Origin of the sequence: Bradyrhizobium sp. B120 (genome assembly GCF_049075665.1) — a bacterium.
In the GTDB taxonomy this organism is placed as follows: Bacteria; Pseudomonadota; Alphaproteobacteria; order Rhizobiales; family Xanthobacteraceae; genus Bradyrhizobium.
Map to the genome: position 1 here is coordinate 8367636 of NZ_CP185242.1, position 26746 is coordinate 8394381.

General features: G+C 64.5%; 26 protein-coding genes. 19 read left to right on the forward strand and 7 right to left on the reverse strand.

Features of this window, described 5'->3' with window-relative positions; genetic code table 11:
• Nucleotides 1-62: 62 nt before the first annotated feature.
• The 4 genes from lepA to ACOIX3_RS38810 all read left to right on the forward strand — a co-directional run bounded on the left by lepA (nt 63) and on the right by ACOIX3_RS38810 (nt 5327).
• Nucleotides 63-1874 (forward strand): translation elongation factor 4, encoded by a 1812-nt coding sequence (lepA, locus tag ACOIX3_RS38795; RefSeq protein WP_420967243.1) that lies wholly within the window; start codon nt 63-65, stop codon nt 1872-1874.
• Nucleotides 1875-2292: 418 nt separating this feature from the next.
• Nucleotides 2293-2625 carry a hypothetical protein gene (locus tag ACOIX3_RS38800; protein WP_420967244.1) on the forward strand — a complete coding sequence of 111 codons (333 nt, stop codon included), beginning with the start codon at nt 2293-2295 and terminating at the stop codon, nt 2623-2625.
• A 152-nt stretch (nt 2626-2777) separates the two neighbouring features.
• On the forward strand, nt 2778-4004 hold the full coding sequence (locus ACOIX3_RS38805; RefSeq protein ID WP_420967245.1) for an MFS transporter: 1227 nt from the start codon (nt 2778-2780) through the stop codon (nt 4002-4004).
• Between the two features lie 150 nt (nt 4005-4154).
• Complete coding sequence (locus tag ACOIX3_RS38810; RefSeq protein ID WP_420967246.1) at nt 4155-5327, forward strand: acyl-CoA dehydrogenase family protein; 1173 nt, start codon at nt 4155-4157, stop codon at nt 5325-5327.
• A 148-nt stretch (nt 5328-5475) separates the two neighbouring features.
• Here ACOIX3_RS38810 and ACOIX3_RS38815 read toward each other — a convergent pair whose 3' ends face one another.
• Nucleotides 5476-5889 carry a barstar family protein gene (locus tag ACOIX3_RS38815; protein WP_420967248.1) on the reverse strand — a complete coding sequence of 138 codons (414 nt, stop codon included), beginning with the start codon at nt 5887-5889 and terminating at the stop codon, nt 5476-5478.
• A gap of 375 nt (nt 5890-6264) precedes the next feature.
• The gene (locus ACOIX3_RS38820; RefSeq protein WP_420967249.1) at nt 6265-6876 is read right to left on the reverse strand and encodes a methyltransferase family protein; all 612 of its coding nucleotides are present in this window, start codon (nt 6874-6876) and stop codon (nt 6265-6267) included.
• A 544-nt stretch (nt 6877-7420) separates the two neighbouring features.
• Here ACOIX3_RS38820 and ACOIX3_RS38825 point away from each other — a divergent pair.
• The gene (locus ACOIX3_RS38825; RefSeq protein WP_420967250.1) at nt 7421-7750 is read left to right on the forward strand and encodes a hypothetical protein; all 330 of its coding nucleotides are present in this window, start codon (nt 7421-7423) and stop codon (nt 7748-7750) included.
• Between the two features lie 124 nt (nt 7751-7874).
• Here ACOIX3_RS38825 and ACOIX3_RS38830 read toward each other — a convergent pair whose 3' ends face one another.
• Both ACOIX3_RS38830 and ACOIX3_RS38835 read right to left on the reverse strand, forming a co-directional pair.
• The gene (locus tag ACOIX3_RS38830) at nt 7875-8399 is read right to left on the reverse strand and encodes a DUF2867 domain-containing protein (RefSeq protein WP_420967252.1); all 525 of its coding nucleotides are present in this window, start codon (nt 8397-8399) and stop codon (nt 7875-7877) included.
• Between the two features lie 388 nt (nt 8400-8787).
• Nucleotides 8788-9219, reverse strand: a complete 432-nt coding sequence (locus ACOIX3_RS38835; RefSeq protein WP_420967254.1) for a MerR family transcriptional regulator — start codon at nt 9217-9219, stop codon at nt 8788-8790.
• Between the two features lie 48 nt (nt 9220-9267).
• On the opposite strand from ACOIX3_RS38835, the gene ACOIX3_RS38840 reads away from it, so the two are divergent.
• The 7 genes from ACOIX3_RS38840 to ACOIX3_RS38870 all read left to right on the forward strand — a co-directional run bounded on the left by ACOIX3_RS38840 (nt 9268) and on the right by ACOIX3_RS38870 (nt 14490).
• On the forward strand, nt 9268-9654 hold the full coding sequence (locus tag ACOIX3_RS38840; RefSeq protein WP_420967255.1) for a mercuric transporter MerT family protein: 387 nt from the start codon (nt 9268-9270) through the stop codon (nt 9652-9654).
• Between the two features lie 14 nt (nt 9655-9668).
• Nucleotides 9669-9956 (forward strand): cation transporter, encoded by a 288-nt coding sequence (locus tag ACOIX3_RS38845; protein WP_420967256.1) that lies wholly within the window; start codon nt 9669-9671, stop codon nt 9954-9956.
• A gap of 4 nt (nt 9957-9960) precedes the next feature.
• Nucleotides 9961-10185 (forward strand): GDCCVxC domain-containing (seleno)protein, encoded by a 225-nt coding sequence (locus ACOIX3_RS38850; protein ID WP_420967257.1) that lies wholly within the window; start codon nt 9961-9963, stop codon nt 10183-10185.
• 7 nt (nt 10186-10192) lie between these two features.
• A complete protein-coding gene (locus ACOIX3_RS38855) occupies nt 10193-10564 on the forward strand; it encodes a hypothetical protein (protein WP_420967259.1) in 372 nt (123 codons plus the stop codon).
• 342 nt (nt 10565-10906) lie between these two features.
• On the forward strand, nt 10907-12874 hold the full coding sequence (locus tag ACOIX3_RS38860; RefSeq protein WP_420967261.1) for a methyl-accepting chemotaxis protein: 1968 nt from the start codon (nt 10907-10909) through the stop codon (nt 12872-12874).
• A gap of 70 nt (nt 12875-12944) precedes the next feature.
• Complete coding sequence (locus tag ACOIX3_RS38865; RefSeq protein ID WP_420967262.1) at nt 12945-13403, forward strand: DUF1801 domain-containing protein; 459 nt, start codon at nt 12945-12947, stop codon at nt 13401-13403.
• A gap of 280 nt (nt 13404-13683) precedes the next feature.
• Complete coding sequence (locus ACOIX3_RS38870) at nt 13684-14490, forward strand: class I SAM-dependent methyltransferase (RefSeq protein ID WP_342727039.1); 807 nt, start codon at nt 13684-13686, stop codon at nt 14488-14490.
• Between the two features lie 366 nt (nt 14491-14856).
• Here the strand turns inward: ACOIX3_RS38870 and ACOIX3_RS38875 are convergent, their stop codons facing one another.
• The gene (locus tag ACOIX3_RS38875; RefSeq protein ID WP_420967263.1) at nt 14857-17049 is read right to left on the reverse strand and encodes a putative bifunctional diguanylate cyclase/phosphodiesterase; all 2193 of its coding nucleotides are present in this window, start codon (nt 17047-17049) and stop codon (nt 14857-14859) included.
• Nucleotides 17050-17395: 346 nt separating this feature from the next.
• Complete coding sequence (locus ACOIX3_RS38880; RefSeq protein ID WP_420967264.1) at nt 17396-17833, reverse strand: L,D-transpeptidase; 438 nt, start codon at nt 17831-17833, stop codon at nt 17396-17398.
• Nucleotides 17834-18028: 195 nt separating this feature from the next.
• Between ACOIX3_RS38880 and mepA the strand changes: the two genes are divergently transcribed.
• The 6 genes from mepA to ACOIX3_RS38910 all read left to right on the forward strand — a co-directional run bounded on the left by mepA (nt 18029) and on the right by ACOIX3_RS38910 (nt 23325).
• Nucleotides 18029-18976 carry a penicillin-insensitive murein endopeptidase gene (gene mepA, locus ACOIX3_RS38885; protein WP_420967266.1) on the forward strand — a complete coding sequence of 316 codons (948 nt, stop codon included), beginning with the start codon at nt 18029-18031 and terminating at the stop codon, nt 18974-18976.
• Between the two features lie 149 nt (nt 18977-19125).
• Nucleotides 19126-19635: a hypothetical protein gene (locus ACOIX3_RS38890; protein ID WP_420967267.1), complete on the forward strand. Its 510-nt coding sequence runs from the start codon at nt 19126-19128 to the stop codon at nt 19633-19635.
• Nucleotides 19636-19826: 191 nt separating this feature from the next.
• Nucleotides 19827-20642 (forward strand): molybdate ABC transporter substrate-binding protein, encoded by an 816-nt coding sequence (gene modA, locus ACOIX3_RS38895; RefSeq protein ID WP_420967268.1) that lies wholly within the window; start codon nt 19827-19829, stop codon nt 20640-20642.
• Nucleotides 20643-20644: 2 nt separating this feature from the next.
• Nucleotides 20645-21340, forward strand: coding sequence for a molybdate ABC transporter permease subunit (gene modB, locus ACOIX3_RS38900; RefSeq protein WP_342708339.1), 696 nt, complete (start codon nt 20645-20647; stop codon nt 21338-21340).
• A 2-nt stretch (nt 21341-21342) separates the two neighbouring features.
• A complete protein-coding gene (modC, locus tag ACOIX3_RS38905) occupies nt 21343-22014 on the forward strand; it encodes a molybdenum ABC transporter ATP-binding protein (RefSeq protein WP_420967270.1) in 672 nt (223 codons plus the stop codon).
• A 93-nt stretch (nt 22015-22107) separates the two neighbouring features.
• Complete coding sequence (locus ACOIX3_RS38910; protein WP_420967272.1) at nt 22108-23325, forward strand: hypothetical protein; 1218 nt, start codon at nt 22108-22110, stop codon at nt 23323-23325.
• Between the two features lie 66 nt (nt 23326-23391).
• Here the strand turns inward: ACOIX3_RS38910 and ACOIX3_RS38915 are convergent, their stop codons facing one another.
• Complete coding sequence (locus tag ACOIX3_RS38915) at nt 23392-25185, reverse strand: potassium/proton antiporter (RefSeq protein ID WP_420967274.1); 1794 nt, start codon at nt 25183-25185, stop codon at nt 23392-23394.
• 220 nt (nt 25186-25405) lie between these two features.
• Between ACOIX3_RS38915 and ACOIX3_RS38920 the strand changes: the two genes are divergently transcribed.
• Nucleotides 25406-26722 (forward strand): mechanosensitive ion channel family protein, encoded by a 1317-nt coding sequence (locus tag ACOIX3_RS38920; RefSeq protein WP_420967276.1) that lies wholly within the window; start codon nt 25406-25408, stop codon nt 26720-26722.
• Nucleotides 26723-26746 lie beyond the last annotated feature (24 nt).

A 26746-nucleotide genomic window follows, 5' to 3' on the forward strand; every position in this document is an offset into this window, starting at 1 on the left:
ATCCCTGCAAAATACCGCAATATGGTTGCCCGTGCGGGGGTGCGGATGCTATCCCGCGCCCCATGACAACTGCCCCGATTTCGAACATCCGCAACTTCTCCATCGTCGCCCATATCGACCATGGCAAATCGACCCTGGCCGACCGCCTGATCCAGATGACGGGCGGCCTGTCGGATCGCGAAATGGCCGGCAAGGAGCAGGTGCTCGATTCGATGGATATCGAGCGCGAGCGCGGCATCACCATCAAGGCGCAGACCGTCCGGCTGAACTACCGCGCCAAGGACGGCAAGGACTACATCTTCAATTTGATGGACACGCCCGGCCACGTCGACTTCGCCTACGAGGTCTCACGGTCGCTGGCGGCCTGCGAGGGTTCCCTGCTCGTGGTCGACGCCAGCCAGGGCGTCGAGGCGCAGACGCTCGCCAACGTCTACCATGCGCTCGACGCCGGTCACGAGATCGTGCCGGTCCTGAACAAGGTCGACCTGCCCGCGGCCGAGCCCGAGAAGGTCAAGCAGCAGATCGAGGACGTGATCGGCATCGACGCCTCCGACGCCGTGATGATCTCGGCCAAGACCGGCCTCGGCGTGCCCGATGTGCTGGAGGCCGTCGTCACCCGCCTGCCGCCGCCGAAGGGCGACCGCGACGCGACCTTGAAGGCGCTGCTCGTCGACAGCTGGTACGACGTCTATCTCGGCGTGGTCGTGCTGATCCGCGTCGTCGACGGCGTGATGAAGAAGGGCAGCCGCATTCGCATGATGGGCACCGGTGCTGCCTACGACATCGAGCGCGTCGGCTTCTTCACGCCGAAAATGACGCAGGTCGAGGAGCTCGGCCCCGGCGAGATCGGCTTCATCACCGCGGCGATCAAGGAAGTCGCCGACACGCGCGTGGGCGACACCATCACCGACGACAAGAAGCCGGTCACCGAGATGCTGCCGGGCTTCAAGCCGGCGATCCCGGTGGTGTTCTGCGGCCTGTTCCCGGTCGACGCCGACGATTTCGAGACGCTGCGCGCGGCGATGGGCAAGCTGCGCTTGAACGACGCCAGCTTCTCCTTCGAGATGGAAACCTCCGCTGCGCTCGGATTCGGCTTCCGCTGCGGCTTCCTCGGGCTGTTGCATCTGGAGATCATCCAGGAGCGGCTGTCGCGCGAGTTCGACCTCAATCTGATCGCGACCGCGCCGAGCGTCATCTACAAGATGAAGCTGACCGACGGCACCGAGCTCGAGATCCACAACCCGGTCGACATGCCCGACGTGGTCAAGATCGCCGAGATCGAGGAGCCGTGGATCGAGGCCACCATCCTGACGCCGGACGAATATCTCGGCAGCGTGCTGAAGCTGTGCCAGGACCGCCGCGGCGCGCAGAAGGAGCTGACTTACGTGGGCTCCCGCGCGATGGTGAAATACGACCTGCCGCTCAACGAGGTGGTGTTCGACTTCTACGATCGCCTGAAGTCGGTGTCCAAGGGCTACGCCTCGTTCGACTACCATCTGACCGACTACAAGCCGGCCGACCTGGTCAAGATGCAGATCCTGGTCAACGCCGAGCCGGTCGACGCGCTGTCGATGCTGGTGCATCGGACCCGCGCCGAGGGCCGCGGCCGCGCCATGGTCGAGAAGATGAAGGAGCTGATCCCGCCGCACATGTTCCAGATCCCGATCCAGGCGGCGATCGGCGGCAAGGTGATCGCGCGCGAAACCGTGCGCGCGCTGCGCAAGGACGTCACCGCGAAGTGCTACGGCGGCGACATCACGCGCAAGCGCAAGCTTCTGGAGAAGCAGAAGGAAGGCAAGAAGAAGATGCGGCAGTTCGGCAAGGTCGACATCCCGCAGGAAGCCTTCATCGCCGCGCTCAAGGTGGACAGCTGAGGCGCCGTCACGGACCGTCGCCAGCCTGACGACTACCGCGCCGGACCGGTCCTGATCGAAAATCTCGAAAACAACCCCATGCACAGTAGCCGGGGTAGATAGCTGATGGGCTGTCGCAAGTGCGCATGACGATGCTCTCCAAGAGTACCGCGAATATTTCGAGATGCTTTGATTGTGGCGTTGCGCAGCCCCTGACCCGTCATCCTGAGGAGCGCGTAGCGCGTCTCGAAGGATGCGCGGCCCGGCTGGTGGCCGTCGACCCTTCGAGACGCGCGAAGACGCGCTCCTCAGGGTGACGGAGGCACATTTACCGCGCCGCTCGAATCTCATTGTCTTTATTGTCTCCATTCTTGTCCCGGCAACAAAACGCACCATGATTTGAATCGCCACGGCGCGGCGGCCCAACTAAGCTCCTCGTATGTTGCGCATCCTGTCCCTCACGATCGTCATCCTCGCACTGCTGCAGCCGGACCTGAGCGCGGCCGCTTCCTCGAAGAAGCGGCAGACCGCCCGCTGGCATGGCTATGGTTTCCTGCCCGGCTACCGTCAGCCGCCCAACGAGACCATTCCGGTGCTCGGTCCACGCGGCGCCGCCCGCGGCTACCCGGACTTTTCGCCGGAATATTACTATGGCGGCGATTGGCACTATTTCGGCCGGCCCGGCTTCCATGGCGGCGGACGCTACAATGGCGGCAGCTACGGCCCGTGCTGGAGCTGGACGCCGATCGGCCGGGCCTGGAACTGCGGCTAGCCGCGCGTCACTGCGACATCTTGCGCATGCAACGCACAATCCGCTTGATCCCGGAATGAGAGGCATGTTGCCCGTCATATTGCCCCTGGACCTCGGATAGGCCACCATCCTCCCTGCGCGCACCACAACAAACAACAGCGCCGGGGAAACGCATGAGCAAGGACGCTCGGTTCGACTATGGCTGGGTCGTCGTCGGCGCGGGCGCGCTGATGACCTGCGTCGGCTTCGGCACCATGCTGGCGCTCGCGGTGTTCCTGCAGCCGATCTCGGATGCGATGGGCTGGTCGCGCGCCGGCGTCTCGGCGGCCGCGACGCTGGATTTCCTCTGCATGGGTTTTGCGGCATTCGCCTGGGGCGCGCTGTCCGACCGCTTCGGCACCCGCATCGTGGTGCTGGCCGGCAGCCTGCTGCTCGGGCTTGGCCTCGTGACGGCAAGCCAGGCGCAGAGCCTGTGGCAATTCCAGCTCTGCTTCGGCGTGCTGATCGGGATCGCCGCCGGCAGCTTCTATGCGCCGATGATGGCGCTTGCGAGCGCCTGGATCGACAAGCATCGCAGTCTCGCCGTCGCACTGGTGTCGGCCGGCATGGGCGTATCACCGGTGACGGTCGCGCCATCCGCAAGCTGGCTGATCACGGCCTATGACTGGCGCTTTGCTATGCTCGTGATCGGCATCGCCGCTTGGGCGCTGCTGATTCCGGCATCGTTCCTGGTGCGCCCGGCGCCGCAGGGATCGAACGTTGCGATCCCAACGGCCGGCAATGCGCCGCAAGCGGAATGGACCGTGGCGCAGGCGCTGCGCACGCCGCAATTCATCACGCTGGCACTGGCGCATTTCGCCTGCTGTGCGGCGCATTCGGGCCCGATCTTCCACATGGTGTCCTACGCCATGGTGTGCGGCATCGCGCCGCTCACCGCGGTCACGGTCTACAGCCTCGCCGGCTTCTCCGGGCTCGGCGGACGCCTGCTGCTCGGGGTGCTGGCGGACCGGCTCGGCGCCAAGCCGGTGCTGGTCGGCGGCCTGCTGGTGCAGGCGCTGTCGATCGCGACCTATCTCGCAGTGGCGCAACTCGGCGAGTTCTACGCGCTGTCTGTCGTGTTCGGCCTCGCCTATGGCGGCGTGATGCCGCTCTATGCCGTGCTGGTGCGCGAGTTCTTCGGCGCGCGCATCATGGGCACGGTGTTCGGCGCGGTGTCGGCTTTCGCGAGCCTCGGCATGGCGCTCGGGCCATGGGCCGGCGGTTACGTGTTCGACACGTTCCATGGCTACACGTGGCTGCACGCCGGTTCCTTCGCGATCGGCCTTGCCGCCGTCGCCGTGGCGCTGAGCTTCTCGACCAAGCGCCAGCCGTCGCTCGATCTCGGCCGCGCCGCCGCCTGAGCGAGGATGCATGCGTCGATCGCGCGCGGCCGCGAGCGATGGATAGCTGATCTGCGTCGGCGCCGCCCCGCCTTGCCCTCCTTTGCCGGATGGGCCACCATCGCCTCAACCCGCCCAACAAGAACGTCAGAAGGGGCGCCGAGGACACGCATGAACAAGCCGCAGGGAGTAGACCTTGTCGAGCGGGCGCGCGCGCTGGCGCCGCTGATCATGAGCGAAGCCGACGAGATCGAACGGACGCGGCGGCTGACGCCTTCCGTCACCGCGGCCCTCGTCGAGAACGGGCTGTATCGCGCACTGCTGCCGAAGCGTTTCGGCGGCGCCGAGGCGACGCTGGACGCGTTCATGCAGATGCAGGAGGAGATCGCCAAGGCCGATGCATCGACCGCCTGGTGCCTCGGCCAGTGCAGCGTCTGCGCCATGACCGCGGCCTATCTCGAGCCCGACGTGGCCCACGAAATCTTCAACACCGCGCCCGGCATCCTGGCCTGGGGCGCGATCGCCCATGAGGTGCGCGCCGAGCCCGGCGGCTACCGCGCCAATGCGCGCTGGGACTTTGCCTCGGGCTCGCGGCAGGCGAGCTGGCTCGGCGCCCATGTCCGCGTCGTCGAGGCCGATGGCTCACCGCGCAAGAAGGCCGACGGCGCGCCGGAGATCCGCACCATCCTGTTTCCGGTGTCGCAGGCTGTGATGTACGACGTCTGGGACGTGATCGGGCTGAAGGGCACCGGCACCGATTCCTATTCGGTCGACAACCTCTTCATTCCGGAGACATTCGCCGCGCTGCGCGACGACCCCAGCGCGTGCCGCGAACCGGGGCCGCTGTACAAGCTCTCCACCAACATGGTGTTCAGCATGGGCTTTGCCGCCACCTCGCTCGGCGTCGCGCGCGCCATGCTGGATGCGGCGACCGAGCTTGCCCGCGGCAAGACCCCGCAGGGCCTCAAGGCGATGCGCGACAACAACGCCGTGCAGGGCCAGATCGGCCGCACCGAGGCGAGCCTGCGCGCCGCGCGCGCCTATCTGTATGCGACGGCGAACGAGGTCTGGAGCGATCTCGCCCGTGGCGATCCGATCAGCGAGGCGCATCGCATCGCGATCCGCATCGCCTCGACCTGGACCATCCACCAGTCGGCCTCGGTGGTCGACATCGCCTATCACATGTCGGGCGCAACGGCGGTGTTCGCGAAGAATCCGTTCGAGCGACGGTTTCGCGACATGCATGCGATCGCACAGCAGATCCAGGCCCGCGACACCCAGTATGAGGACGCCGGCAAGGCGATCCTGGCGGGCAATCTCGGCGCGGCGCCGACGACGCGCTAAGGCGTGATGAAGTCAGATTGAACGAGGGCTCGTACTCATCAATCCGCCATGCCGACTCTGACATAGCCGGGTGACCACAGCATGTCGGTTTTGGGCCAATTGCGGAAGTTGCGCAGCTAAACGACGATGTCGGCGACTGCCATGATTGTCATTGAAGAATAAGTTCGATGCCGTCCGCTTCTTCGTTGCCGCCAGGGCAATGGCGCCGGATTATCTCGACAATCCAGTCAAAGACCGTAGGTCCTTCGTGTTTCAGCGCCTCAGCAAGGTAGTTCTCGACTGAAGCTGTGTTGGACGGGTGACATCGCTCCAGCCTTTTCCGCAGTTGGCGAGCAGTCTCGTCATATCCGAGAGTTCGCTTCGAGATCTCGTGGTTGTCCCAGCAGAAAATGAAGCCTTCTTCCGGCGTCCCAAAACCTCCCCGCAGAATGTCGTTAAAGGCGTCGAGATTTCTGCCCCACTCGGCACCTGGGATGATGCGAAGGCCAACTTGATCGTAAAATCCTTCCAACGTTGAAAATTCATAACCGTCAATATGCAGCTTCTGCTTCGAGGCCATCATGGATGTATCTCTGATACTTGGACTCGACGGGCTTAGGCGGTCAACCCGTGTACTGCTGCTTGGACCGGCGTCAGATGTATCATCTCTGATACCTGATGTCCGCATCGGGTCAAACGGAGACATCATATCGCCGCCACGGCGTCCGCCGAGAACTTCCGGTCTAGCCCGGAGAACGGACCTACTGAGGCCTCCTGCTCATGTGTCAAACGGGCCAAGCCGCTGACTTTGTGGCAAACAAGTTCTGGTCGACGGCGACCTCGTTATCTTGCTTTTCGGTTGCCGTGCATGGCGTCGCCGCAGCTGCTGCACCTGATCAGGGAGGAGAAGCGCGCTTGGACCTTAGCGAAGGCAGTGCCCGTCGTCATGATGCTCGCGTTACGGGACTCGCCATGGGGTCAGCCGTGGTATCCAGCGCGGGACATTGGCCCGAAAGTCCTCGTACTGCGCGCCAAATGTCTGCTTGAGCGTTGGTTCTTCGTACACCAAGACGAAGACGTGGAAAAAAAGCCAGAGCAGCGCGGCATACCAGAGGAGGCGCCAATCGCCGAATAAAAGTGCTTGACCAAAAATGACAGCAACGACCCCGACGTAAATCGGATTTCGTACGTGGCGATAGAGACCCGTGATCACCAGATTCTGTGTCGGCGCGATCGGGGCTGGCGTTCCCAGACCCTGCAGTGCAAACCGCGCGAACGAATCTACGACTCCGGGCACTCCGGCAATGATCAACATAAGTCCGATGGCGCGGGTTAGTTCAAAGCCAAAAAAAGCCGGCCGGAACTCCCAATGTGTGATCCACCATGGGACGAACCCCGCCAGCACCAAGGGCGCGACGACGAAGAACAGGGCAGAGCCCAGGATGGCAATCGCCTTCGACACGCGTAGCCCTGATACCAATGTTGCAATCCACGCTACTCCAACCAAGCGCGAACCGGAAGACGGGCCAAAAAGCTCCTTCCATCCAAAGCCCCATGTCGGAAGCGCCATGTCGGCTTGGGATCAATCGTCGTTTTGCAGTCGGCCAGCTACGTCCGGTCTTCCCTCGACTTCGGCGATGTCGCTGCACTGCGCCAGCTGACGCGGTGGGCCAATAGACGTCGTCGCCAATCATCAATACGATTTGAACCGAGCCTTTGAGAAACGCGAAAGAAAGGACCGCCTATAGGTTGCCGATGATCGAGCCACAAAAAATTACATGTGAGAACTGTCATGAGATGGCTTCCGTCGTATCCAACGCGCGGTGATGTGAAAGGTATTCTATTCATCGTCGCTCTCTTAGGTCTCATGGCTCTCATCTTCTATTGGTTTCCGAACTCCAAGCCTCACAATTATGGCTTCGGTCCGGACTGGGACTGCACCCCGGTCCCCAACGGCCAACCGATCTGCATAAGAAGGCTAGGTCGGTGACCGCCTGGCACGCTGGCGGGAAGAGACATGGCGATGAAGCGATGAGATACCGCCTTCCGCTCTCGCGAGGCTTGGTTGAGCTTGGGCTGGGTCTCGGCATTGAATGTTTTGCGGACCCACAACCATGACCCGGGATCTTGGCAAGACGCCCCCAACTGAGGGGACCCACGAGGCAGGTCTAGTGCCGATAGACAAGGAAGCTTCTCGCATCTGGCGCGGTCGGATCAGAGAAATTCTGAACCAGCAGTGGGATCCGATTGGCGGGTGCCCCGCCGACGAATACGATGCTTATGTTGGTACTATCGCCGCCATGGTCCGCGATAATATGACGGACGATGCCCTGATGAAATATTTGGAATGGGCTGAAGCCGTGCATATGGGCTTTGGTCGGTTTGATTCCGAGCGCGCTCGGATGGTCATCGCATCAATAAGAGCACTAGGTGCCGCACCATAGACGGGTTTTGATATGGAAGGGCCGCCAAGTGAGGCAGGCTCAGCCCATCGGCCTGTGAACCAGGAAACAGAAAGTCTCGCTCTGAACTGGCCAGAGCGCGTACTCATCAATCCGCCATGCAGCTCTACTGCAATTGTGTTTGTGCACAGCGTGCCAGGTTGGCCCTGACCACGAGGTGATGAAAGGGCCTGATCGCGTTGAGGTAGGTGAAGCCAAGGGCATTGTGGGTATGCACAACGGTCGTCGCAATGAGCAACGTGCCTGTTGGAGAATGGCGTCGGAGCAGAGATAGCCGGAAGTCCAGGTGTCGGTCATCGGTACCGAGCACAATTTCGTCCTTGCCCTCCCAGTGCACCGGGAAGAAGTCCACCCGTTCATGGCTGTCCGGGAACGTCCTGACCGTATCGGAGGTCTTGATGCCAAAGGGCGTAACCATGGCGTCGCGCAGCGCGATCAACGTCTTCTGCCACGCGGGTGGATTGACGAGTGTCCGCGTCGCCAGCTCGCGCATGCTCGACTGTTCCGATGCACTCAAGTCAATGCTGTAGCTATCGAGTAAACTGGCGTTCTCGTACCAGCTCGCAACGACACTTTCCGACGGCGGCGTCGTCCGGCGTACCTGCGGTTTGCGGTCTAAACCCATGCCCATGATGATGTCACCTATTCAAGGGGCCAACAGGAAGAGCCATTCCCAGTTTTAGACGCGAGTAATTTCCCGACGCCGAGCGCGCAACTCGTCGCTGGTTTGCAGGCCTTCAATCCTACGGTGGCCGGCGCGGGGTCTCAAGGCCGATCTGCGCGTTGCAGCATTGATCGCACGAACGATAGAGGGGTCAATGTTCGAGGCTTAATCACGCTCAAACCGCGAGGGACTGATTGCGGCCAGCTGCATGGAGAAGGAAGTCCGCATTGGGTCAAAAGCCGTCGATCGCGACCGAACCCAGGGACTTCCGGTTCACGTCGGAGAGCCGACGTTCTCGAAGGTCATTCAGACCATCAGCTATGCGCCAACAACCGACATGCATCGGATATATGGCCTAGCCTTCCCGACCGGCATCCAGAATATCGAGCACCGGGCAATCGGGTGTAGCGCCTTCAGAGCATCGAGCGACCGTTTCCGCCAAGATGGCTTCGAGCTTGACGAGGTCGGAGAGCTTACTCCGAACGCTCGCCAGATGAGCGCTCGCTATCTTGTGCACGTCGGCGCAAGATGCACGTTCTGGACCTCCCAAGGCCAGCAGGGCTCGAATTTCCTCAAGCGTGAAGCCGAGGTCACGGGAGCGCCGGATGAACGCCAACGACCGCTTTTCGGTTGGCCCATAGACCCGCCGCCCGCTTGCGGTGCGTGGGGGCGGTGGCAGCATTTTGATGCGCTCGTAATAGCGGATGGTCTCGATGTTCACGCCGCTATGCTTGGACAACTCACCGATTGAGATGTTTTCGGCTCCCGGAGACGTGATGGTCCGCATGAAATCGTCCTTGATCCTGTAGTCGCTACAGGATGTACGGTTTAGCCCATGACAATCAATCAAGCTGATCACATTGGCGACAACCGGCGGCGGCAAGGTCTCATAGCGGCAGGTGGGCTGCTCGGGGCGCTCGCGGCCTCGTCCTGTTGCATCTTGCCCCTGATGCTGTTCGGCCTTGGGGTCAGTGGGGCATGGATCGGGAATTTCACCCAGCTTGCAGCCTATCAGCCATACTTCATCACCGCGACGCTTGCGCTTCTCGGATATGGCTATTGGCTAGTTTACCGCGCATCAACGCGCGCCTGCGCTGACGGTGAGGCCTGCGCACGCCCGCTGCCGAGCCGCATCGTCAAGACAAGCCTCGTCCTCGCAACGATCCTCGTCGTCGCCGCGCTCGGCCTCGACTTCATCGCGCCGCTCTTTCTCAACTCGTGACCGGAGATCTTCCCATGAACAGGCACCCCCTCGCCGCCGCAGCATTCGCCCTCGGTATCATCGCGTCGTCTTCAGCGATGGCGGCAGAGAAAACCCTTACATTGGCTGTAAAGAACATGGATTGCGCGGCCTGTCCTTCGATCGTCAAGGGCAGTCTGGAAGCCGTCCCCGGCGTTGCGAAAGTAGCGGTGTCCTACAAGGACAAGACGGCAACGGTCATCTATGACGATGCCAAGGCTGATGTGAGCCAACTTACCTCGGCGACCACGAAGGCGGGTTATCCATCCGCACCCAAGAGCTGATCCGATGCTACTTCAATCGACCATCACCTGTCCGCACTGTGCCATCGCCAAAGCCGAGACCATGCCAACCGACGCCTGTCAGTTCTTCTACGAATGCACCGGCTGCGGAACAAAGCTAAAGCCCAAGGCGGGCGATTGCTGCGTGTTCTGCTCCTACGGCTCGGTGCCCTGTCCGCCAATCCAGGCAGTCCGTTCTGGCGAGCCGGGGGCCGCCTCCTGCTGCACGTGAACCGGCGATGACCAACGTGCCAACCCAAACCTCCCGCGACTGGCTTGGCGGCGTTTACACCAGCTCGCTGGCGTGGTGGATCCCCAAAGCAGCTATCTTTGCCAGTCTATTTGTCTCCGTATCTTTTCGCACCGTAATCTGGATCGTCGCCCTCGTCTGGATGGGCACCGCGTGCTTGTTGAATGCGAAGCGCTGTAGTCGGACGCACTGCCGATACACTGGACCTTTTTATCTTGCGATGATCGTACCTGTTGTCGCGTTGGGCACTGGGGTCGTTGCCGCGGGAATCTACGGATGGATCGGCTTGGGCGTATTCACTGTCGGCGGCAGCGGGCTCATCTGGTGGGCCACGGAACGGACATGGGGCAAGTTCTCTTAGGCTGAGAGGCCGGACGTCGCTCACTGCGCGACGTCCGCTTCGGGTCATTCTCGACCGATTTCAACGTGGCTTCGCGATGTCCGCTTATTCTCTGGAAGCGGACATCGGACCGCTGGCGTTTACGAGTACCCGCCCTAACGACCGCGACGACGCTGCGCTCCCTCTCCCGCTTGCGGGGAGGGCTGGGGTGGGGGTATCGCCGCGAATCCCGTCGTGCATGGTACGAAAGTAGGCACCGGCGACAACGGTCGCGGTACGAATATCGGCGGCAACAACACCCGGTTGTTAAGCTTTTTCTGGGATTTTGCGCCCGGCGCTAATGCCTGGAGTTCCGCTGGTCCCATGTTCAAGCTTCGATCGATTGCCGCCCGCCTGATCCTGGCGATCTCACTGACCGTTGCCGTCGCCTGCGCCATCCTCGGCAGCTTCTGCATCAGCCAGCAGCGCACGTTGACGCGGCTCGCGCTCGATCAGCAGCTCAAGCTGCAATATGACAGCGTGATTGCAGCGATCGAATACGAAGGTCGCGCCGCGCTGGCGGTCTCGGCCGTGATCGCCGCCCTGCCGCCGGTCGAAGATGCCATTGCCAAGGGCGACCGCGAGGGCCTCGGAAAGCTGCTCGGGGCGCCCTGGGCGGCGATGAAGGCGCAAGGCATTCCGCTGATCTCGTTCTGGCAGGCGCCGGCAACCAGCTTCTACCGTGTCCATGCGCCAAAGCTGTTCGGCGACGACGCCTCCACGCGGCGCACGACGGTGGTGGAATCGATCAAGGCCGGCAAGCCGATCGTCGGCGTCGAGCCCGGCCGCGAAGCGCTGTCGATCTTCGGCATGACCCCGGTCATGCATGACGGCAAGACGCTGGCCAATGTCGACGTCGGCGCCGCGTTCGGCAAGGAATTCGTCGACCGCGCCAAGAAGCGCTTCGGCATCGACCTCGCCGTGCATTCGTTCGACGGTCAGAGCTTCAGGCGGCTGTCCTCGACCTTCGGCGACACCGTGGTCGCGACCCCGGACGAGCTCAAGAGCGTGATGAACGGCGCAGCCCTGTTGCGCGACGCGAAGCTCGACGGCCATGCGGTGGAGCTCTATCTCGGGCAGATCAAAAACTATGCCGGCGAACCGGTCGCCGTGCTCGAGATCATCAAGGACACCAGCGATTATGAAGCCGCCGCGGCGAGCGCGCAGCGCAATCTGATCCTCGGCACCGTCGCGATCCTGGCCGCGGCCGTGTTGCTCGCATTCCTGCTCGGCCGCGGCCTGTCACGGCCGCTCACCGCGATCACCGCGGTCATGAACCGGCTGTCCAGCGGCGACACCAGCGTCACGATATCAGGCAGCGAGCGGCGCGACGAGCTCGGCACGATGGCCAAGGCGGTCGACGTGTTCCGCCGCGGCATGCTCGAAACCTCCTCGCTGCGCGATGCACAGGAGGCCGACAAGCTGAAGGCTGCGGCCGACAAGCAGGCGCTGCAGCGGCAGATGGCCGACCGCTTCGAATCCGACGTCAAAGGCATGGTCGCCGCCGTCGCGCAGTCGTCGAGCGCCATGCAGCGCGTCGCGGGCGAGATCACCACCAGCGTCAACGGCACTTCTGAGCGGACCGCGGCTGCAGCCGCCGCGTCCGAGGAGGCGTCGGCCAGCGTCAATGCGGTCGCAGCCGCCACCGAAGAGCTGGCGTCCTCGATCACCGAGATCGGCCGCCAGGTCACCCATTCCAGCCGCGTCGCCGACAATGCCGTGGCCAAGGCGGCGGAAACCACCGAGATGGTGACGAGCCTTGCCGCATCCGCGGAGAAGATCGGCGACGTGCTGCGCCTGATCAGCGCGATCGCCAGCCAGACCAATCTGCTGGCGCTCAACGCCACCATCGAGGCTGCGCGGGCCGGCGAGGCCGGCCGCGGCTTTGCCGTGGTCGCAGCCGAAGTGAAGGGGCTGGCGAGCCAGACCGCGAAGGCGACCGAGGAGATCGCCGGCCAGGTCGGCGCGATCCAGTCCGCCACCGGCAATTGCGTCAGCGCGATCGGCGACATCAGCGGCACCATCCGCGAGATCTCGGGCATCGCCACCGCGATCGCGGCCGCCGTCGAGCAGCAGGACTCGGCGACGCGGGAGATCGCCCGCAGCGTCCAGCAGGCGTCCTCCGGCACCGTCGAGGTCTCCGCCAACATCGCGGGCGCGAGCGAAGCCGCCGGCCAATCGCGCGCCCTCACCGGCAATGTGCTGGATACCTCGAGCCAGCTCGGCGATCACGCCTCCGCGCTGTCGCACAGCGTCGACACGTTCCTCGCCGGCCTGCGCAACGCGGCCTGAGCGGCGGGCTATGTGACGTTCAAGGCGCTATGGTAGATTGACGCGATACGTCGTCCTCGCGGAGCCCACCATGCGCAAGCCGGCAACATCGACCAGCAAGGCGGCACGACGTCCGCAAGCGAAAGCGGCAGATGCGCTGTTCGACGCTTACCCTGCCCCCGTCAGGGCCAAGCTGCTGGCGCTGCGGCGTCTGATCTTCGACACCGCGAAGACAACCAGGGGCGTCGGCGCGCTGGAAGAGACGCTGAAATGGGGGCAGCCGAGCTACCTCACGCCGGAGACCGGCAGCGGCAGCACAGTCCGGATCGATCAGGTGAAGCCCGCCGCCGACCAGGTCGCGGTCTACTTCCACTGCCAGACCAATCTGGTCGAGACCTTCCGCGAGCTCTATCCCGAGCTCAGCTACAGCGGCAACCGCGCGATCCTGCTCGATGTCGCGGCCAAGCTTCCGGAGCCCGCGCTGCGCCACTGCGTTGCGCTGGCGCTCACCTATCATCAGAAGAAGCGGACGACAGATAGCGCGGCCTAGCTCCACGTCATTGCGAGCAGCGAAGCGACGAAGCAATCCATCCAGCCGGGCGTGAGGCTACGGCGTGTATCCATCATTCGGGGATGTCCGCTTTCGAGGCGAAGCGGACACGCGGCGCAGACCGCGGGATGTCGCCTTGTGACCCCTTCCAGACATGGGCCTCACGGGCCCGCGCCCTCAGCCGATGACCCCGCAATTTACCGATCCCCGCATTTGGACTAGGCTCTAATGCATAGGGCAATGCGCGCGATGTTACGTCTCGGCCAAAGGGGGAAAAGTCATGCCCGAACCGAACACCCAGTATGCTTGGAGTGATGCCGACGCCTATGAGGCATTCATGGGGCGCTGGAGTGGACTCCTCGCTCCGATATTCATCGACTTCACGGGTATAGCCCCGGGCGCGCGCGTGCTCGACGTCGCTTGCGGGACCGGCGTGTTGTCGAAAGCCCTCGCGGAAGCAGGTGCGAGTGTGATCGGCGTTGATGCCTCGGCAGGATACCTGGCCGGCGCGCGTAGTCATAGGACTCACCCCAATATCACATACCAGGATGGCGACATTCGCCGGATGCAGTTCACCGACAACTCCTTCGATGCAGCCGTTTCGACGCTCGCGCTGGATGTGCTCCCAGAGATCGAGCAAGTGGTTTCCGAGATGAACCGCGTCACCCGCCCCGGCGGCATTGTAGCCTCGGCCGTGCATCAGTTCCTCGGTGGCATGACCGCGTTCGACCTCGTGATCAACACAGCGGCCGTTCTCGATGCCAGCATCCGCGAAGTGCGAGACGCTCGGGCGGGCCGTCAGCAATTCTGGCCGAATGGACAGGCGGCGCTGTGGCGGAAGATGGGCCTCGTAGATGTTGCGGAGATTCCTGTCGTCGTAGATTGCGAGTATCCGTCGTTCGCCGATTATTGGGCAACGTTTACGAGCGGTCAGGGCATCGTCTCTAGATATCTGATGGCTCTCTCGGACGATGTGCAGAGAACCGTGCAGGAGCATGTTCGTGGTGGATATCTGCTTGGCCGGCCGGACGGGCCGCGGTCCTTCCCCATGATGTTCCGCGCGGTGCGAGGGATGGTGCCGAACTGACGGCGAGACCGGTCGGGTAGTACGCGCTCAAAAGAGCGCGATCACCAGACTTGCGGTACAGACGCCCGCGACATTCGAACTTGTCATCGACTTCAAAGCCGCAAAAGCGCTCAGTGCCACCATCCGCAGGCAATCCCTAGCCGCGCCGACGAGCTGATCGAATGTCGTCTTTTGGCGCTTTGCGGACATTCACTTAGGCATCGTCGATGTCTGTTTTTGAGGGCAACCAGGACCTCGCTATTCCCGCGCTAGCGCGTACCGGCTTTGTGAGTACACGCCGTAGATGGATTGCTTCGCGGAGCCTGTCATCCGGCGGCGCTTCGCGCCGACCGGGTGGCTCGCAATGACGCGGTGAAGGCGGCTTCGCTACGCCGCCGTGGCGACGCGCTGCGCCTTCAGCAGGCTGATGACCTCGGCATTCGGCCGCGCGCGGCTGAACAGAAAGCCCTGGCCCTCGTGGCAGCCCTCGGCGCGCAGGCAGCTCAACTCCGCCTCGGTCTCGACGCCCTCCGCGGTGATGGTGACGCCGAGCCCGACGCCGAGGCTGACGATCGAACGCACGATCGCCTGCGCGTCCGGGTTCGCGCCGAGGTCGCGCACGAACGACTGGTCGATCTTGATCTTGTCGAACGGAAAGCTGCGCAGGTAGCTCAGGCTCGAATAGCCGGTGCCGAAATCGTCCATCGACATCCGCACCCCGAGCGCGCGTAGCGCATGCAGCGTTGCCAGCACCTGGCTGCTCTTCTCGAGCAGCAGCGTCTCGGTGATTTCGAGCTCGAGCCGTCGCGCCGGCAGGCCGGATTGCCGCAGCGCATCGGTGATCAGCGCCAGCAGATTGCCGGTGCGGAATTGCAGCGGCGACAGATTGACCGCGACGCGCACGTCGTCGGGCCATTGCGCCGCGTCCCTGCAGGCGCGATGCAGCATCAGCGCGCCCAGCGGATTGATCAGGCCGGTCTCCTCGGCCACCGGGATGAACTCGCCGGGCGAGATCATGCCGCGCTCCGGATGCGGCCAGCGCACCAAGGCCTCGAAGCCGGTGATGCGTCCGCTGGTGAGATCGACCAGCGGCTGGTAATAGGGCCGCAAGCCCTCGTTCTGGATCGCGTCGCGCAGATCGATCTCGATCTTGCGGCGGCTCTGCGCGCGCGCATCCATCTCGGCTTCGAAGAACGAGAAGGTGCCGCGGAATTCGCTCTTGGCGCGCGACAACGCCATGTCGGCGCTCTTCAACAGCTTCTCGGAATCCTCGCCGTCGCCGGGCGACATCGCGATCCCGATGCTGGCGCCGACCACCACCGAATGGCCGTCGAGCAGATAGGGCTCGCCGATCGCATCCAGGATCCGCCGCGCCAGCAGCACCGCGTCTTCCGGCCGCATCACGCCGCCCTGCACGATGGTGAATTCATCGGAGTTGAGCCGGGCCAGCGCGTCTTCCTCGCGCAGCGTCGAGCGCAGCCGCTTGGCGACCCCGCGCAACAGCTTGTCGCCGATGCCGTGGCCGAGCGTGTCGTTGACCGCCTTGAAATTGTCGAGCCCGAGCATCAGCACCGCGACCTTGTCGGTCGAGCGGCGGGTGTGCTGCAGCATATCTTCCATCTGCTGGCGCAGCAGATTGCGGTTCGGCAGGCCGGTCAGGCTGTCGTGCTGGGCCATGAAGGCCAGCCGCGCCTCGGCGCGCTTGCGCTCGGTGATGTCCATCAGCGCGAGCAGCATCGCCGGCTGGTCGCCATGCATCAGCTGGCGCGAATAGATCGCAAGGTCGATCAGCGTGCCGTCGGCGCGCACATGCTTCCAGGTCCGCGCCGCCTGCTCGTCGCTGCTGCGGCCAGCGGCCCAGGGCAGCTCGGCATCGAACGCCTGCAGGCTCTTGATCGTCATCTTCTCGAATTCGGCGCGGACATAGCCGTAATGCGCGATCGCGGCGTCGTTGACCGCCAGAATCTTCTCTCCGTCGAGCGCGCACAGGATCATCGGCACCGGATTGCCGTCGAACAGCAGGCGGAACGAGGCCTCGCGCTGTTTCAATTCGGTGATGTCGACGCGCAGGCCGACGATGCCGCCGTCCGCGGTCAACCGCTCCTCGATCAGCACCACGCGGCCATCGGCCAGGACCTGCTCGTGCCGCTCGCCCGGCCGGTACATCTTCTCGAGCCGCTCGGCGATCCACTCTTCCTCGCGCCCGGCCGCCTCGGGATAGTCGCCGCGCGCGACGCCGACGCGGATGGTGTCTTCCAGGCGCGCACCTTGCTCGAACAGGTCGGAACTGCGCTTGTAGATTTCCGAGTATTTCTTGTTCCAAAGGGTGTAGCGGCCTTCGGGGTCCAGGAACACGATGCCTTGCGGCAGGATGTCGATCGCCTCGCGCAGCCGCGCATTGGACTTGCGGGCCTCGGCGATCGCGGCATCGGCCTGCGCGCGCTGGCGCACCAGTTCGCCGATCTCGACGGCGGTCCGGCGCGAACTGCCGGACAGCTTCGGCATCGGTCTGGGCCGGCGGCCCTGAGGACCGGACAGTTTGGCCTGCTTCGGTTTCTTGATCTTTTTCGGCCGCATCATCGGTATTGTACGCCCCACGCGCATTCCAGTTCGGCGACATTTCTGCGATAAGTGTCTGAAAAATTGGTATCTCTCGGCGAATAGCTGCGCTGCCTGAGAAAGCCGTAGCTGCCTGCTTTGGAGGCGAGCTCACGCCGAACGCGAGGGGCCGGCGCTGCGCAAGCGCCACTGCGCGCAGATTTGCAGCGTGGAAGCGCCGGAGCGTGGTGAAGGAAGGGTAAACCAACGTCCGCCTGCACAGTGAATGCGCCGAAAACGCTGCACGCGCATCAATGTTTGCCAGCGTGTGACAGGGTTATCACGAGGTAAAGGCACGACCGGATTCACATCGTCCTGCGGAGCTGGTTTAGTTGGTGATCTCGATCCGCGTGCCGCTGCGCCCATTGCGCTCGACCAGCCCATAGAGCTGTGCGGCGTGCGAGGGATGCAGGCGTACGCAACCATGCGAGGCCGGTCCACCGAGACGCGTGAGCTCGTAGGTGCCGTGGATGGCGAAGCCGCCGTGGAAGAAGATCGCGTACGGCATCGGCGAGTTGTAGTACTTCTTCGAATACCAGCGGCGCGCCAGCATCTGCGGACGGAACACGCCGTTCGGCGTGCCGTAGCCGCGGCGCCCGGTCGACACCGGCCAGTTGTAGCGCGGCGCGCCGTCGACGCTCACCGCCATGCGCTGCGACGATTTATCGATGTGAACGACGATGTCGGCTTTCGCCGGAGAGAGCGCCAATGTCGACGCGGCAATCGCGGCGGCAAACGCCAGCCGTACGCAACATACGCTTGTCATAACAACGCCTGCCTGAAAATTATTGCGCGCATGATGTCGCCTGCAACGCGTACTTGTAAAGTGGCGTGGATCACATGCGAGCCGGGAAGCCGCGGGTCATCTTAATCCGCCTTGTGGGCGATCAAGCAAATGGGATGAAAGCGCGGTTCGCCTGCTTCGAATCCATGTTAGCCTTGCGCAGACAGAGTGATCCGAATGACACCCCGCCTGCGTCTGATCCCGCTCCTGATCTCGACCCTCCTCGCCTGCACCATCTCCGCGCGTGCGCAGGACAAGGGTTCGCTCAATCCGCAGCCATTGCCGCCGCTCGCTAACCCTAACGATCCAACGATCGGGGCGAAGCAGCTGTTCGCGCGCAAGGTGCTGCCGGCGGCGATGCCGACCCAATCGATCGGCGGCTACACCAAGGGCTGTCTCGCCGGCGCCGCGCAGATGCCGCTGAACGGCGACACCTGGCAGGTGATGCGCCTGTCGCGCAACCGCTATTGGGGTCACCCCAACATGATCGCGCTCCTGAAGCGGCTTGCAGCCAACGCGCACAAGGACGCCGGCTGGCCCGGCATCCTGGTCGGTGACATCGGCCAGCCGCGCGGCGGTCCCGCGCTGTCAGGTCATGCCAGCCACCAGATCGGGCTCGACGCCGATATCTGGCTGACGCCGATGCCCGATCGCAAATTGTCGCGCGAGGACCGCGAGGAGATGTCGGCGGTGATGATGGTGCGCGACGACCGGCTCGATATCGATCCGCGCGTGTTCACGCCGGCTCATGTGCTGGTCCTCCGCGACGCGGCGCGCGAGCCTGCCGTGCAGCGCATCTTCGTCAACCCGGCGATCAAGAAGGCGCTGTGCCGCGAGGCCAAGGGCGACCGCGGTTGGCTGTCAAAGATCCGGCCGTGGTGGGGCCACGACTACCACTTCCACATCCGCATGCGGTGTCCGTCCGGCAGCCCCGCATGCGAGGGGCAGAAGGCGCAATCGGAGGGCGAAGGCTGCAAGCCGTCCGATCTCGCCTTCTGGTTCAAGGATTCGGTGCTGCATCCGAAGCCACCGCCAAAGCCGCCGAAACCTCGCCCGCCGATGACGCTGGCGCAGATGCCGGCGGCCTGCAAGACGGTGCTGAACGCAGCCGACGCCAAGCAATAATACTCAGAGCAATAACATCTTTGTCAGGCGGCTTTTCCGGCCGGCACGAACTGCGTTATGATTGCGCGTCGTCGCGCCGTAAGCGCGTTCGAGCGATGGATCGGGGCCGCTGATCTCTCTTCATCCGTCACAATTGCATTGGACCAGTCATGCGCAAATCGCTCCTCGCCGCATCGCTCCTGCTTGCCTCAGTTCCCGCCTTCGCGGCGGAAGAGCCGAGCGGCTGCGACAAATTCAAATGGTCGATCGACCGCGCGCGCACCGCGCTCAGCGCGCCCGATCGCGCCAAGCTTGCCTCGGGCAGCGAACAGGCCGCATTGCCGCCGACCGCCATCACGCTGGCGCTGGTCGCGCCCGGCGATGCCAAACTGCCGAGCCCGCCGGAACGCGCGCCGAAGGACGGCACCTTCGCCGGCTTCACCAGCTTCAAGGCCGCACCGAAGGCCGGGCTCTATACCGTCAGCCTGTCGGCCGGGGCCTGGGTCGACCTGGTGCAGGACGGGCATTTCCTGAAGCCGAAGGCGTTCAGCGGCGCGACCGACTGCGACGGTATCCGCAAGACCATGAAATATGACCTCGCCGCCAGCCCCTTCGTGCTGCAGGTCAGCGGCTCCAAAGAGAACTCGCTGTCGATCGCGATCCAGCCGTCGGATGAATAGGACTGCCCGTTAGACAAAGGGTCGCCTTTACCGTAAGTCCCAGCCTGCTATGTTTGCAGTGCGATATCCCCGAGGACCGTAAGTCCTTCGGGGACCAGCGGAACAGCGCTTCCGTCCGTCGCGCCCAGAACCCACCCAACGCCTGGTTTGCGCGCGCCTGTCCGTGCGCGAGCTCGCACGGAGCGCTTTCCATGTCACGACTTTCGATTTCAAGGCTTGCAGTTTCAAGGCTTGCCGGACTTTTCACTGCCTTCGTCATCCTGCTCGGCGCGATCCATTCGCCCGCACGAGCCGAGGACAAGACCCTCACCGTCTTTGCCGCCGCCTCGATGAAGAATGCGCTCGACGAGATCGACGCGGCCTACACCGCCAAGACCGGCGTCAAGATCAGCGCCAGCTATGCCGCGAGCTCGGCGCTGGCCAAGCAGATCGAGCAGGGCGCGCCGGCCGACGTGTTCGTCTCCGCCGATACCGACTGGATGGACTATGCGATCAAGCAGAAGAACATCAATGAGCCGACGCGGGTCAACCTGCTCGGTAATTCGATCGTGCTGATCGCGCCGAAGGACTCCATGATCAGCAACGTCAACATCGGACCGGGCTTCGATCTCGCCAAGCTCGCCGGCGACGGCAAGATCGCCACCGGCGACGTCAAGGCGGTGCCGGTCGGCAAATACGCCAAGGCCGCGCTCGAGAAGCTCGGCGCCTGGCAGGCCGCGGAGCCGAAATTCGCGATGGCGGAAAGCGTTCGCGCGGCAATGACGCTGGTGGCGCGCGGCGAAGCCGTGCTCGGCATCGTCTATTCGACCGACGCCAAGGTCGAGCCGGGCGTCAAGATCATCGGCACCTTCCCGGCCGACACCCATCCGGCGATCATCTACCCAGTTGCGGCGACCACGACCGCCAAGCCCGAGACCGCCGACTATCTCGCCTTCCTGCGTTCGTCCGCGGCGAAGACGATCCTGGAGAAGTACGGCTTCAAGTTCCTGATCAGCCCGACGACTTGAGCGTGTTCGAGATCTCGCCGACCGAATGGACGGCGATCCTGCTGTCGCTGCGGGTCGCCGTCATCGCAACGCTGGTGGCGACCCCGTTCGGGATCGCGCTGGCCTGGCTGTTGGCGCGGCGCGATTTCTGGGGCAAGTCGCTGCTTGATGCCGCCGTGCATCTGCCGCTGGTGCTGCCGCCCGTCGTCACGGGCTATCTGCTGCTGCTGACCTTCGGTAAACGCGGACTGGTCGGCGGCTGGCTGGCCGATCATCTCGGCATCGTGTTCGCGTTCCGCTGGACCGGCGCTGCGCTCGCCTGCGGCGTGATGTCGTTTCCGCTGCTGGTGCGCCCGATCCGGCTTTCGATCGAGGCGGTCGACCGCCGCCTCGAGCAGGCCGCCGAGACGCTCGGCGCCGCGCCCTGGCGGGTGTTCGCAACGGTGACGCTGCCGCTCGCGCTGCCGGGCGTGCTGGCCGGCATGGTGCTCGGCTTTGCCAAGGCGATCGGCGAGTTCGGCGCGACCATCACCTTCGTCTCCAACATTCCCGGCGAGACCCAGACCATTTCATCGGCGATCTATTCGCTGATCCAGACGCCTGACGGCGACACCGCCGCGGCGCGGCTCGTGATCATCTCGATCGTGCTCGCGGTCGGCGCACTGGTCGCGGCCGAAGTGTTCGCGCGCCGCGCCACCGCGCGCCTGCACGGACAATAGCGATGCTGCGCGTCGACATCACCAAGCAGCTCGGCGAATTTACGCTCGCGGCATCATTCACCAGCGAGGGCCGCGTCACCGGCCTGTTCGGCGCGTCCGGCTCTGGCAAGACCTCGCTGATCAACACCATCGCCGGGCTGGTTCGTCCTGATCGCGGCACCATCGTGATCGACGGCGAGACGGTTGACGATACGTCGGCAGGCATCCATGTCCCGACCTACCGGCGGCGCATCGGCTACGTCTTCCAGGACGCCCGGCTGTTTCCGCATCTCGATATCAGGCAGAACCTCGATTACGGCCGCCGCATGAACGGCCTCACCGAGGATCCTGCGCAACACAAACGCGTCGTCGATCTGCTCGACATCGGCGCCCTGCTCGACCGCCGCCCCGGAAAGCTCTCCGGCGGCGAGCGGCAGCGCGTCGCGCTCGGCCGGGCCCTGCTGTCCAAGCCGCGGCTGCTGCTGCTCGACGAGCCGCTGGGCGCGCTCGACGAAAGCCGCAAGCTCGAGATCCTGCCCTATCTGGTGCGGCTGCGCGACGAGGCCGGCGTCCCGATGGTCTATGTCAGCCACGACGCGGCCGAGCTTCGCCAGCTCGCCACCCAGATCGTGATGCTGCGCCGCGGCCAGGTCACCGCGTTCGGCGGTGTTAAGGTGTTGACGGGCGGCGCGTAGCTGGCCGTTTTTCCGAAAGTCGGCATAAGATAGCCCATCTTGTCTGCTAGGCCCGGATCGGGACATCCGATCGGGCATGGGGAAAGGTGCACTTTGCGACTGACTGGCTGGGTATTGCTGCTGATCGGCGGGCTGCTGTGCGCCACGATTGCGTGGGCCGCGCTCGGCTTCCTGCTGATGGGCATCGGCCTGATCTCGCTGCAGGTCGCCGAGCGCCGCCGACGCCTCGGTGATGATGCCGCGCCGGCCGGGGCTGGCGGATTTACCCCACCGCGCCTCAGCGCCGGGCTACAGCCGCCGACCCTCGACCCGGTCAGCGGTCAAGACACTGGCCAGGACAACGGCCAGGGCACCGGACCGCAGCGCCAGCCGCGCCGGGTGGCCTGGCCCGACAAGAAGGGCGACGCGCCCTACGACCGGCAGGCCTGGCGCCGGCTGGTCGAGAGCGATCCTGATCTCGCCCAGCTTGCCGAGGTGCTGGCCGATTACGGCCCGCAATATGTCGATGAACTCGCGGCCAGCTATCTCGCCGCCCCCGACAAGAGCCGCCTGGGCGCGATCGTCGACGGCATCATCGCGCGCGCCCGCGACGGCCAGCCGGCCCCGCCGCCCGCACCGGTCGAAGCGTCGCGGCCACCGCCGCTCCGGCCGGAGCCAAAGCAGGTGGCCGCCCCTGGCGCCAAGCCAGCGGCTTCGCCGAGCAATCCCGCCGATGCACTGGAAGCGTCCCTGCTCGCCACGGTCGAGGAGGCTTCCGCCAGGATGGCCGCCGAACGCGCGGGTCTCTTCAAGCCTGGCAAGGAGCTTAATAAGGAGCCTGGCAAGGCCACCGACAGCCGGCCGTCGACGGCGAGCCAGCAAGAACCGCTGTTCGGTCGCGCACCCCGGGACGCGAGGCCTGCCGAGCCGCCGCCAATGCCAGCGGCACCGCCGCCGGTCCCGACCGAGACGCCCGCCGACCTCGAAGCATCGTTGATCGCCGCCGTCAGCGAGGCCGCCGCCAGACGGGCGGACACATTCAAGCCGGGGGCAGAGCCAACGCCGCCGCAGCGCGAGCCCGAGATCCGCGCCGGCGCCCAGCCCGTTGCGCCTCCGCCCGCCAACACGCCGCCTGCAAAGACACCGCCTGCAAAGACACCGGCCGACCATCTTGACGAAACGCTGCTCGCAGCGCTGGCCGAGATTTCCGGCCAGAAGTTCAAGGACGAGCCGAAGCCGGACGCTGCGTCCAAGGACCCGCCGGGGGACGACGGCCTGTCCGACATGATCAAGAAGTTCGCCCCGGATTCGAGCTTCCTGCGCAAGCAGTAGCGGCGCCGGTCTTATTCTGACGCGTTTTCTTCACGCGAACCGGCATCCACTTCGCTCGCAAACGCTTCAGACGCCGGCGACCGACGCCCAGATATCGGCGAGCTTGCGCCGAACGGTCTGCATCCGCGTCTGCGGTGCGACCTCCTCATCTTCCTCCGGCAGGCGCAGACCGACGACATTGACGCGGCCGCCGCTGATGCTGCGCGCCACCAGCACGATTTCGTCGAGCGCGAGCTCGGCACCTTCCTTCGGCGCGCGGTCGAGATTGACGTCGAAATAATCCGCCAGCGTCAGCTTGGCCTGATGCTCGTCAACCTTGACGCCGTAGATCTCGGCGAGCTCGCCGAGCGTATGCTCGCCCGACACCATGAAGTCGCCGAGCAGATGCGGATCGGGAGCTGACGACGGCGCCATGTCGACGAAGAAGCGGTCGAGCGCCTCGGCGCGCTCCGGCGGCGCCAGCAGGTAGATGTAGTCGCCGGGCGCGACCGGATCGGCTTCGACCGGTGTCAGGATCCGCTCGTCGCGGATCACCAGCGTCGGCTTCGACCAGGACGGGATCAGCCCGCGGCGGAAATACAGGCTCTTGGGCCGCACCGGATAGCCGACCAGCTGCTGCTCGAGCTGACCGGGCAGATCCAGCTCGACACGGCGCGGGCCGCGTTCGGCGCGCGGCAGCGCGACGTGCAGCCGCCGCGCCGCCGGCGCCAGCGTCCAACCCTGCAGCAGCAGCGAGATGATGACGACGACGAAGGCGACGTCGAAATAGAGATAGGCCTTCGACAGGCCGACCAGCATCGGGATCGAGGCCAGGAAGATCGCGACCGCGCCGCGTAAGCCGGTCCAGGCGATGAAGACCTTCTCCCGCCAGTTGAACTTGAACGGCGCAAGACAGATCAGCACCGCCAGCGGCCGCGCCACCAGCATCAGCGCGAACGCCACCAGCACCGCGCCGCCGGCGCTGGAGAGCAGGCGATGCGGCGACACCAGGAGGCCGAGCAGCACGAACATCACGATCTGCGCCAGCCAGGTCGCGGCGTCGAGGAACGTCACCACCGAATTATGCGCGCGGGTCGGCCGGTTGCCGATGATGATACCGGCGAGATAGACCGCGAGGAATCCCGAGGCATGCACGATCTGGGAGCCGCCGAAGATCACCAGCGCCGCGGTCGTGACGAACGGCGCATGCAGGCCCTGCGGCAGCGCGACGCGATTCAGCGCAATCACCACCAGCCTGCCGCCGATCACCCCGATGATGGCGCCGAGCACGGCTTCCTGGATGAACTCCATCGCGATGTGCGCGGCCGAGCTCTGGCCGATCGAGATGAACTCGACCAGCATCAGAGTGAGGAAGATCGCGAACGGGTCGTTGGTGCCGGACTCCGCCTCGAGCGTCGCGCCGACGCGCGGGCGCAGGCGCAGGCCCTGGGTGTGCACCAGCAGGAACACCGCCGCGGCGTCGGTCGAGGCCACGACGGCACCGACCAGCAATGACTCGGTCCAGTTGAGGTCGAGCACATAGCGGGCGACCGGTGCCGTGATCAGCGCGGTGAGCAGCACGCCGGCGGTCGCCAGCATCATTGAGGGCGCCAGCACCGTGCGGATGCTGGCGAACCGCGTCTTCAATCCGCCGTCGAACAGGATCAGCGCCAGCGCCACCGAGCCGACCAGATAGGTGGTGCGGACGTCGTCGAACTGCAGCCGGCCCGGGCCGGAATCGCCCGCCAGCATGCCGACCAGCAAGAACACCAGCAGCAACGGGGCGCCGAACCGCAGCGCCAACAGGCTGGACAGGATGCCGGCCATCACCAGCACCGCACCGAGCAGGATCGCTATACTGACGGAGTCGAGGGATGCCATGCGCCTTCGGGGGTCTCAAATACTTGCAATTGCATCCTTATCGTCGCCACACTGGGACGCCAACCGATTTCTGTCCTAAGCGGCAATGTGCCCGGTCCTACAGCCCTAGGTCGCCCCGACACTGTGGTGTATCGATGGTCGCGTGCGCGCCTTTGTGGGATTCTGGCTGCACCTTCGAATCACATTTGCCTGACCCGCACTTCAAGTTGAGACTTTGCCGATGGACATGAGCTGGAAGGACGTCCTGGAATCGATCCAAATGGCAGCGCGCTCGGTCGGCGCCGAGATCGCCTCGCCCTGGTTCTATCTGCAGTTCGGCATCATCCTCGCCGCCGCGGGCCTCGCCTACGCCGCCGATACCGCCATTCATGCGCGGGTCAACATGTCGTCGCTGGCGAGCCGCTGGCCGCTGCCGCTCCGGCACTTTGCCCGCGTGATGGTATCGAGCGCCTCCACCGCCGTGTTCGCGGTCCTGATGGTGATCTCGCGCATCGTGATGTGGCACGCGACCTGGCCGAGCCGCAGCTATCTGATCGCGGTCTCCGCCAAGCTGGCGCTGGCCTGGCTCGTGATCCGCCTCGTGACCTCGGTGATCGACAACGCCTTCATCGTCAAACTGGTCTCGGTCGCGGCCTGGCTGGTCGCCGCCCTCAGCATCATCGGCCAGCTCGACTGGGCGGCCGATACGCTGGATTCGTTCGCGGTCGTCGTGGGCGGTCTGCGGCTGAGCCCGCTGCTGCTGATCAAGGCCGGCGCGGTGCTGATCCTGGCGCTGTGGCTGAGCAATATCGCCAGCAATTTCATCGACGGCCAGATCACCCGCTCGACCGACCTGACCCCGTCGATCCAGGTGTTGCTGGTCAAGATCATTCGCATCGGCCTGATGGTGGTCGCGGTCGCCATCGCCTTGAGCGCCGTCGGGATCAACCTGTCGGCGCTGGCGGTGCTGTCCGGCGCCGTCGGCGTCGGCATCGGTTTCGGCTTGCAGAAGATTGTCGCCAACTTCATCTCGGGCATCATCCTGCTGGTCGACAAATCGGTGAAGCCGGGCGACCTCGTCACCATCGGCGACAGCCAGGGCCGCATCAGCGCGATGAAGACCCGCTACATCTCGGTCGCCGCCGGCGACGGCCGCGAGTTCCTGATCCCGAACGAGGACCTGGTGACGCAGAAGGTCACCAACTGGACCTACACCGACAAGAACACGCTGGTGAAGATCGCTTTTGCCGCCAATTACGACGCCGATCCGCGGCTGGTCTGCAAGCTCGCGATCAATACCGCCACGGCCCACGCCCGCGCGCTCAAGGGCAAGCCGCCGAACTGCATCCTGACCGAATTCGCCGAGCTCGGCATGAAGTTCTCGCTGACCTTCTGGATCGCCGATCCCGACGGCATGGACGGTGTGAAGAGCGACGTCATGCTGTCGCTGTGGGACGCCTTCAAGCAGCAGGGCATCAAGGTGCCTTACCCGGTGCGGGAACTCCGGATCCGCGGCGGCGCGCTGCCGGTCGAGAGCGTGGTCGAGGTCTCCAGCTAGCGCCTCGTCACGGCTTTTTCGGAC

What these genes read in the sequence shown, in the direction of transcription:
- ACOIX3_RS38865 (WP_420967262.1), top strand. Translation starts at nt 12,945, where the DNA reads ATGCGCAAGCCGGCAACATCGACCAGCAAGGCGGCACGACGTCCGCAA.
- ACOIX3_RS38810 (WP_420967246.1), top strand. Translation starts at nt 4,155, where the DNA reads ATGAACAAGCCGCAGGGAGTAGACCTTGTCGAGCGGGCGCGCGCGCTG.
- ACOIX3_RS38920 (WP_420967276.1), top strand. Translation starts at nt 25,406, where the DNA reads ATGGACATGAGCTGGAAGGACGTCCTGGAATCGATCCAAATGGCAGCG.
- ACOIX3_RS38800 (WP_420967244.1), top strand. Translation starts at nt 2,293, where the DNA reads ATGTTGCGCATCCTGTCCCTCACGATCGTCATCCTCGCACTGCTGCAG.
- mepA (WP_420967266.1), top strand. Translation starts at nt 18,029, where the DNA reads ATGACACCCCGCCTGCGTCTGATCCCGCTCCTGATCTCGACCCTCCTC.
- lepA (WP_420967243.1), top strand. Translation starts at nt 63, where the DNA reads ATGACAACTGCCCCGATTTCGAACATCCGCAACTTCTCCATCGTCGCC.
- ACOIX3_RS38855 (WP_420967259.1), top strand. Translation starts at nt 10,193, where the DNA reads ATGACCAACGTGCCAACCCAAACCTCCCGCGACTGGCTTGGCGGCGTT.
- ACOIX3_RS38825 (WP_420967250.1), top strand. Translation starts at nt 7,421, where the DNA reads ATGACCCGGGATCTTGGCAAGACGCCCCCAACTGAGGGGACCCACGAG.
- ACOIX3_RS38805 (WP_420967245.1), top strand. Translation starts at nt 2,778, where the DNA reads ATGAGCAAGGACGCTCGGTTCGACTATGGCTGGGTCGTCGTCGGCGCG.
- ACOIX3_RS38915 (WP_420967274.1), bottom strand. Translation starts at nt 25,185, where the DNA reads ATGGCATCCCTCGACTCCGTCAGTATAGCGATCCTGCTCGGTGCGGTG.
- ACOIX3_RS38890 (WP_420967267.1), top strand. Translation starts at nt 19,126, where the DNA reads ATGCGCAAATCGCTCCTCGCCGCATCGCTCCTGCTTGCCTCAGTTCCC.
- ACOIX3_RS38845 (WP_420967256.1), top strand. Translation starts at nt 9,669, where the DNA reads ATGAACAGGCACCCCCTCGCCGCCGCAGCATTCGCCCTCGGTATCATC.
- ACOIX3_RS38860 (WP_420967261.1), top strand. Translation starts at nt 10,907, where the DNA reads ATGTTCAAGCTTCGATCGATTGCCGCCCGCCTGATCCTGGCGATCTCA.
- ACOIX3_RS38875 (WP_420967263.1), bottom strand. Translation starts at nt 17,049, where the DNA reads ATGATGCGGCCGAAAAAGATCAAGAAACCGAAGCAGGCCAAACTGTCC.
- ACOIX3_RS38820 (WP_420967249.1), bottom strand. Translation starts at nt 6,876, where the DNA reads ATGGCGCTTCCGACATGGGGCTTTGGATGGAAGGAGCTTTTTGGCCCG.
- modC (WP_420967270.1), top strand. Translation starts at nt 21,343, where the DNA reads ATGCTGCGCGTCGACATCACCAAGCAGCTCGGCGAATTTACGCTCGCG.
- ACOIX3_RS38870 (WP_342727039.1), top strand. Translation starts at nt 13,684, where the DNA reads ATGCCCGAACCGAACACCCAGTATGCTTGGAGTGATGCCGACGCCTAT.
- ACOIX3_RS38840 (WP_420967255.1), top strand. Translation starts at nt 9,268, where the DNA reads ATGACAATCAATCAAGCTGATCACATTGGCGACAACCGGCGGCGGCAA.
- modA (WP_420967268.1), top strand. Translation starts at nt 19,827, where the DNA reads ATGTCACGACTTTCGATTTCAAGGCTTGCAGTTTCAAGGCTTGCCGGA.
- ACOIX3_RS38835 (WP_420967254.1), bottom strand. Translation starts at nt 9,219, where the DNA reads ATGCGGACCATCACGTCTCCGGGAGCCGAAAACATCTCAATCGGTGAG.
- ACOIX3_RS38830 (WP_420967252.1), bottom strand. Translation starts at nt 8,399, where the DNA reads ATGGGCATGGGTTTAGACCGCAAACCGCAGGTACGCCGGACGACGCCG.
- ACOIX3_RS38850 (WP_420967257.1), top strand. Translation starts at nt 9,961, where the DNA reads ATGCTACTTCAATCGACCATCACCTGTCCGCACTGTGCCATCGCCAAA.
- ACOIX3_RS38880 (WP_420967264.1), bottom strand. Translation starts at nt 17,833, where the DNA reads ATGACAAGCGTATGTTGCGTACGGCTGGCGTTTGCCGCCGCGATTGCC.
- ACOIX3_RS38815 (WP_420967248.1), bottom strand. Translation starts at nt 5,889, where the DNA reads ATGATGGCCTCGAAGCAGAAGCTGCATATTGACGGTTATGAATTTTCA.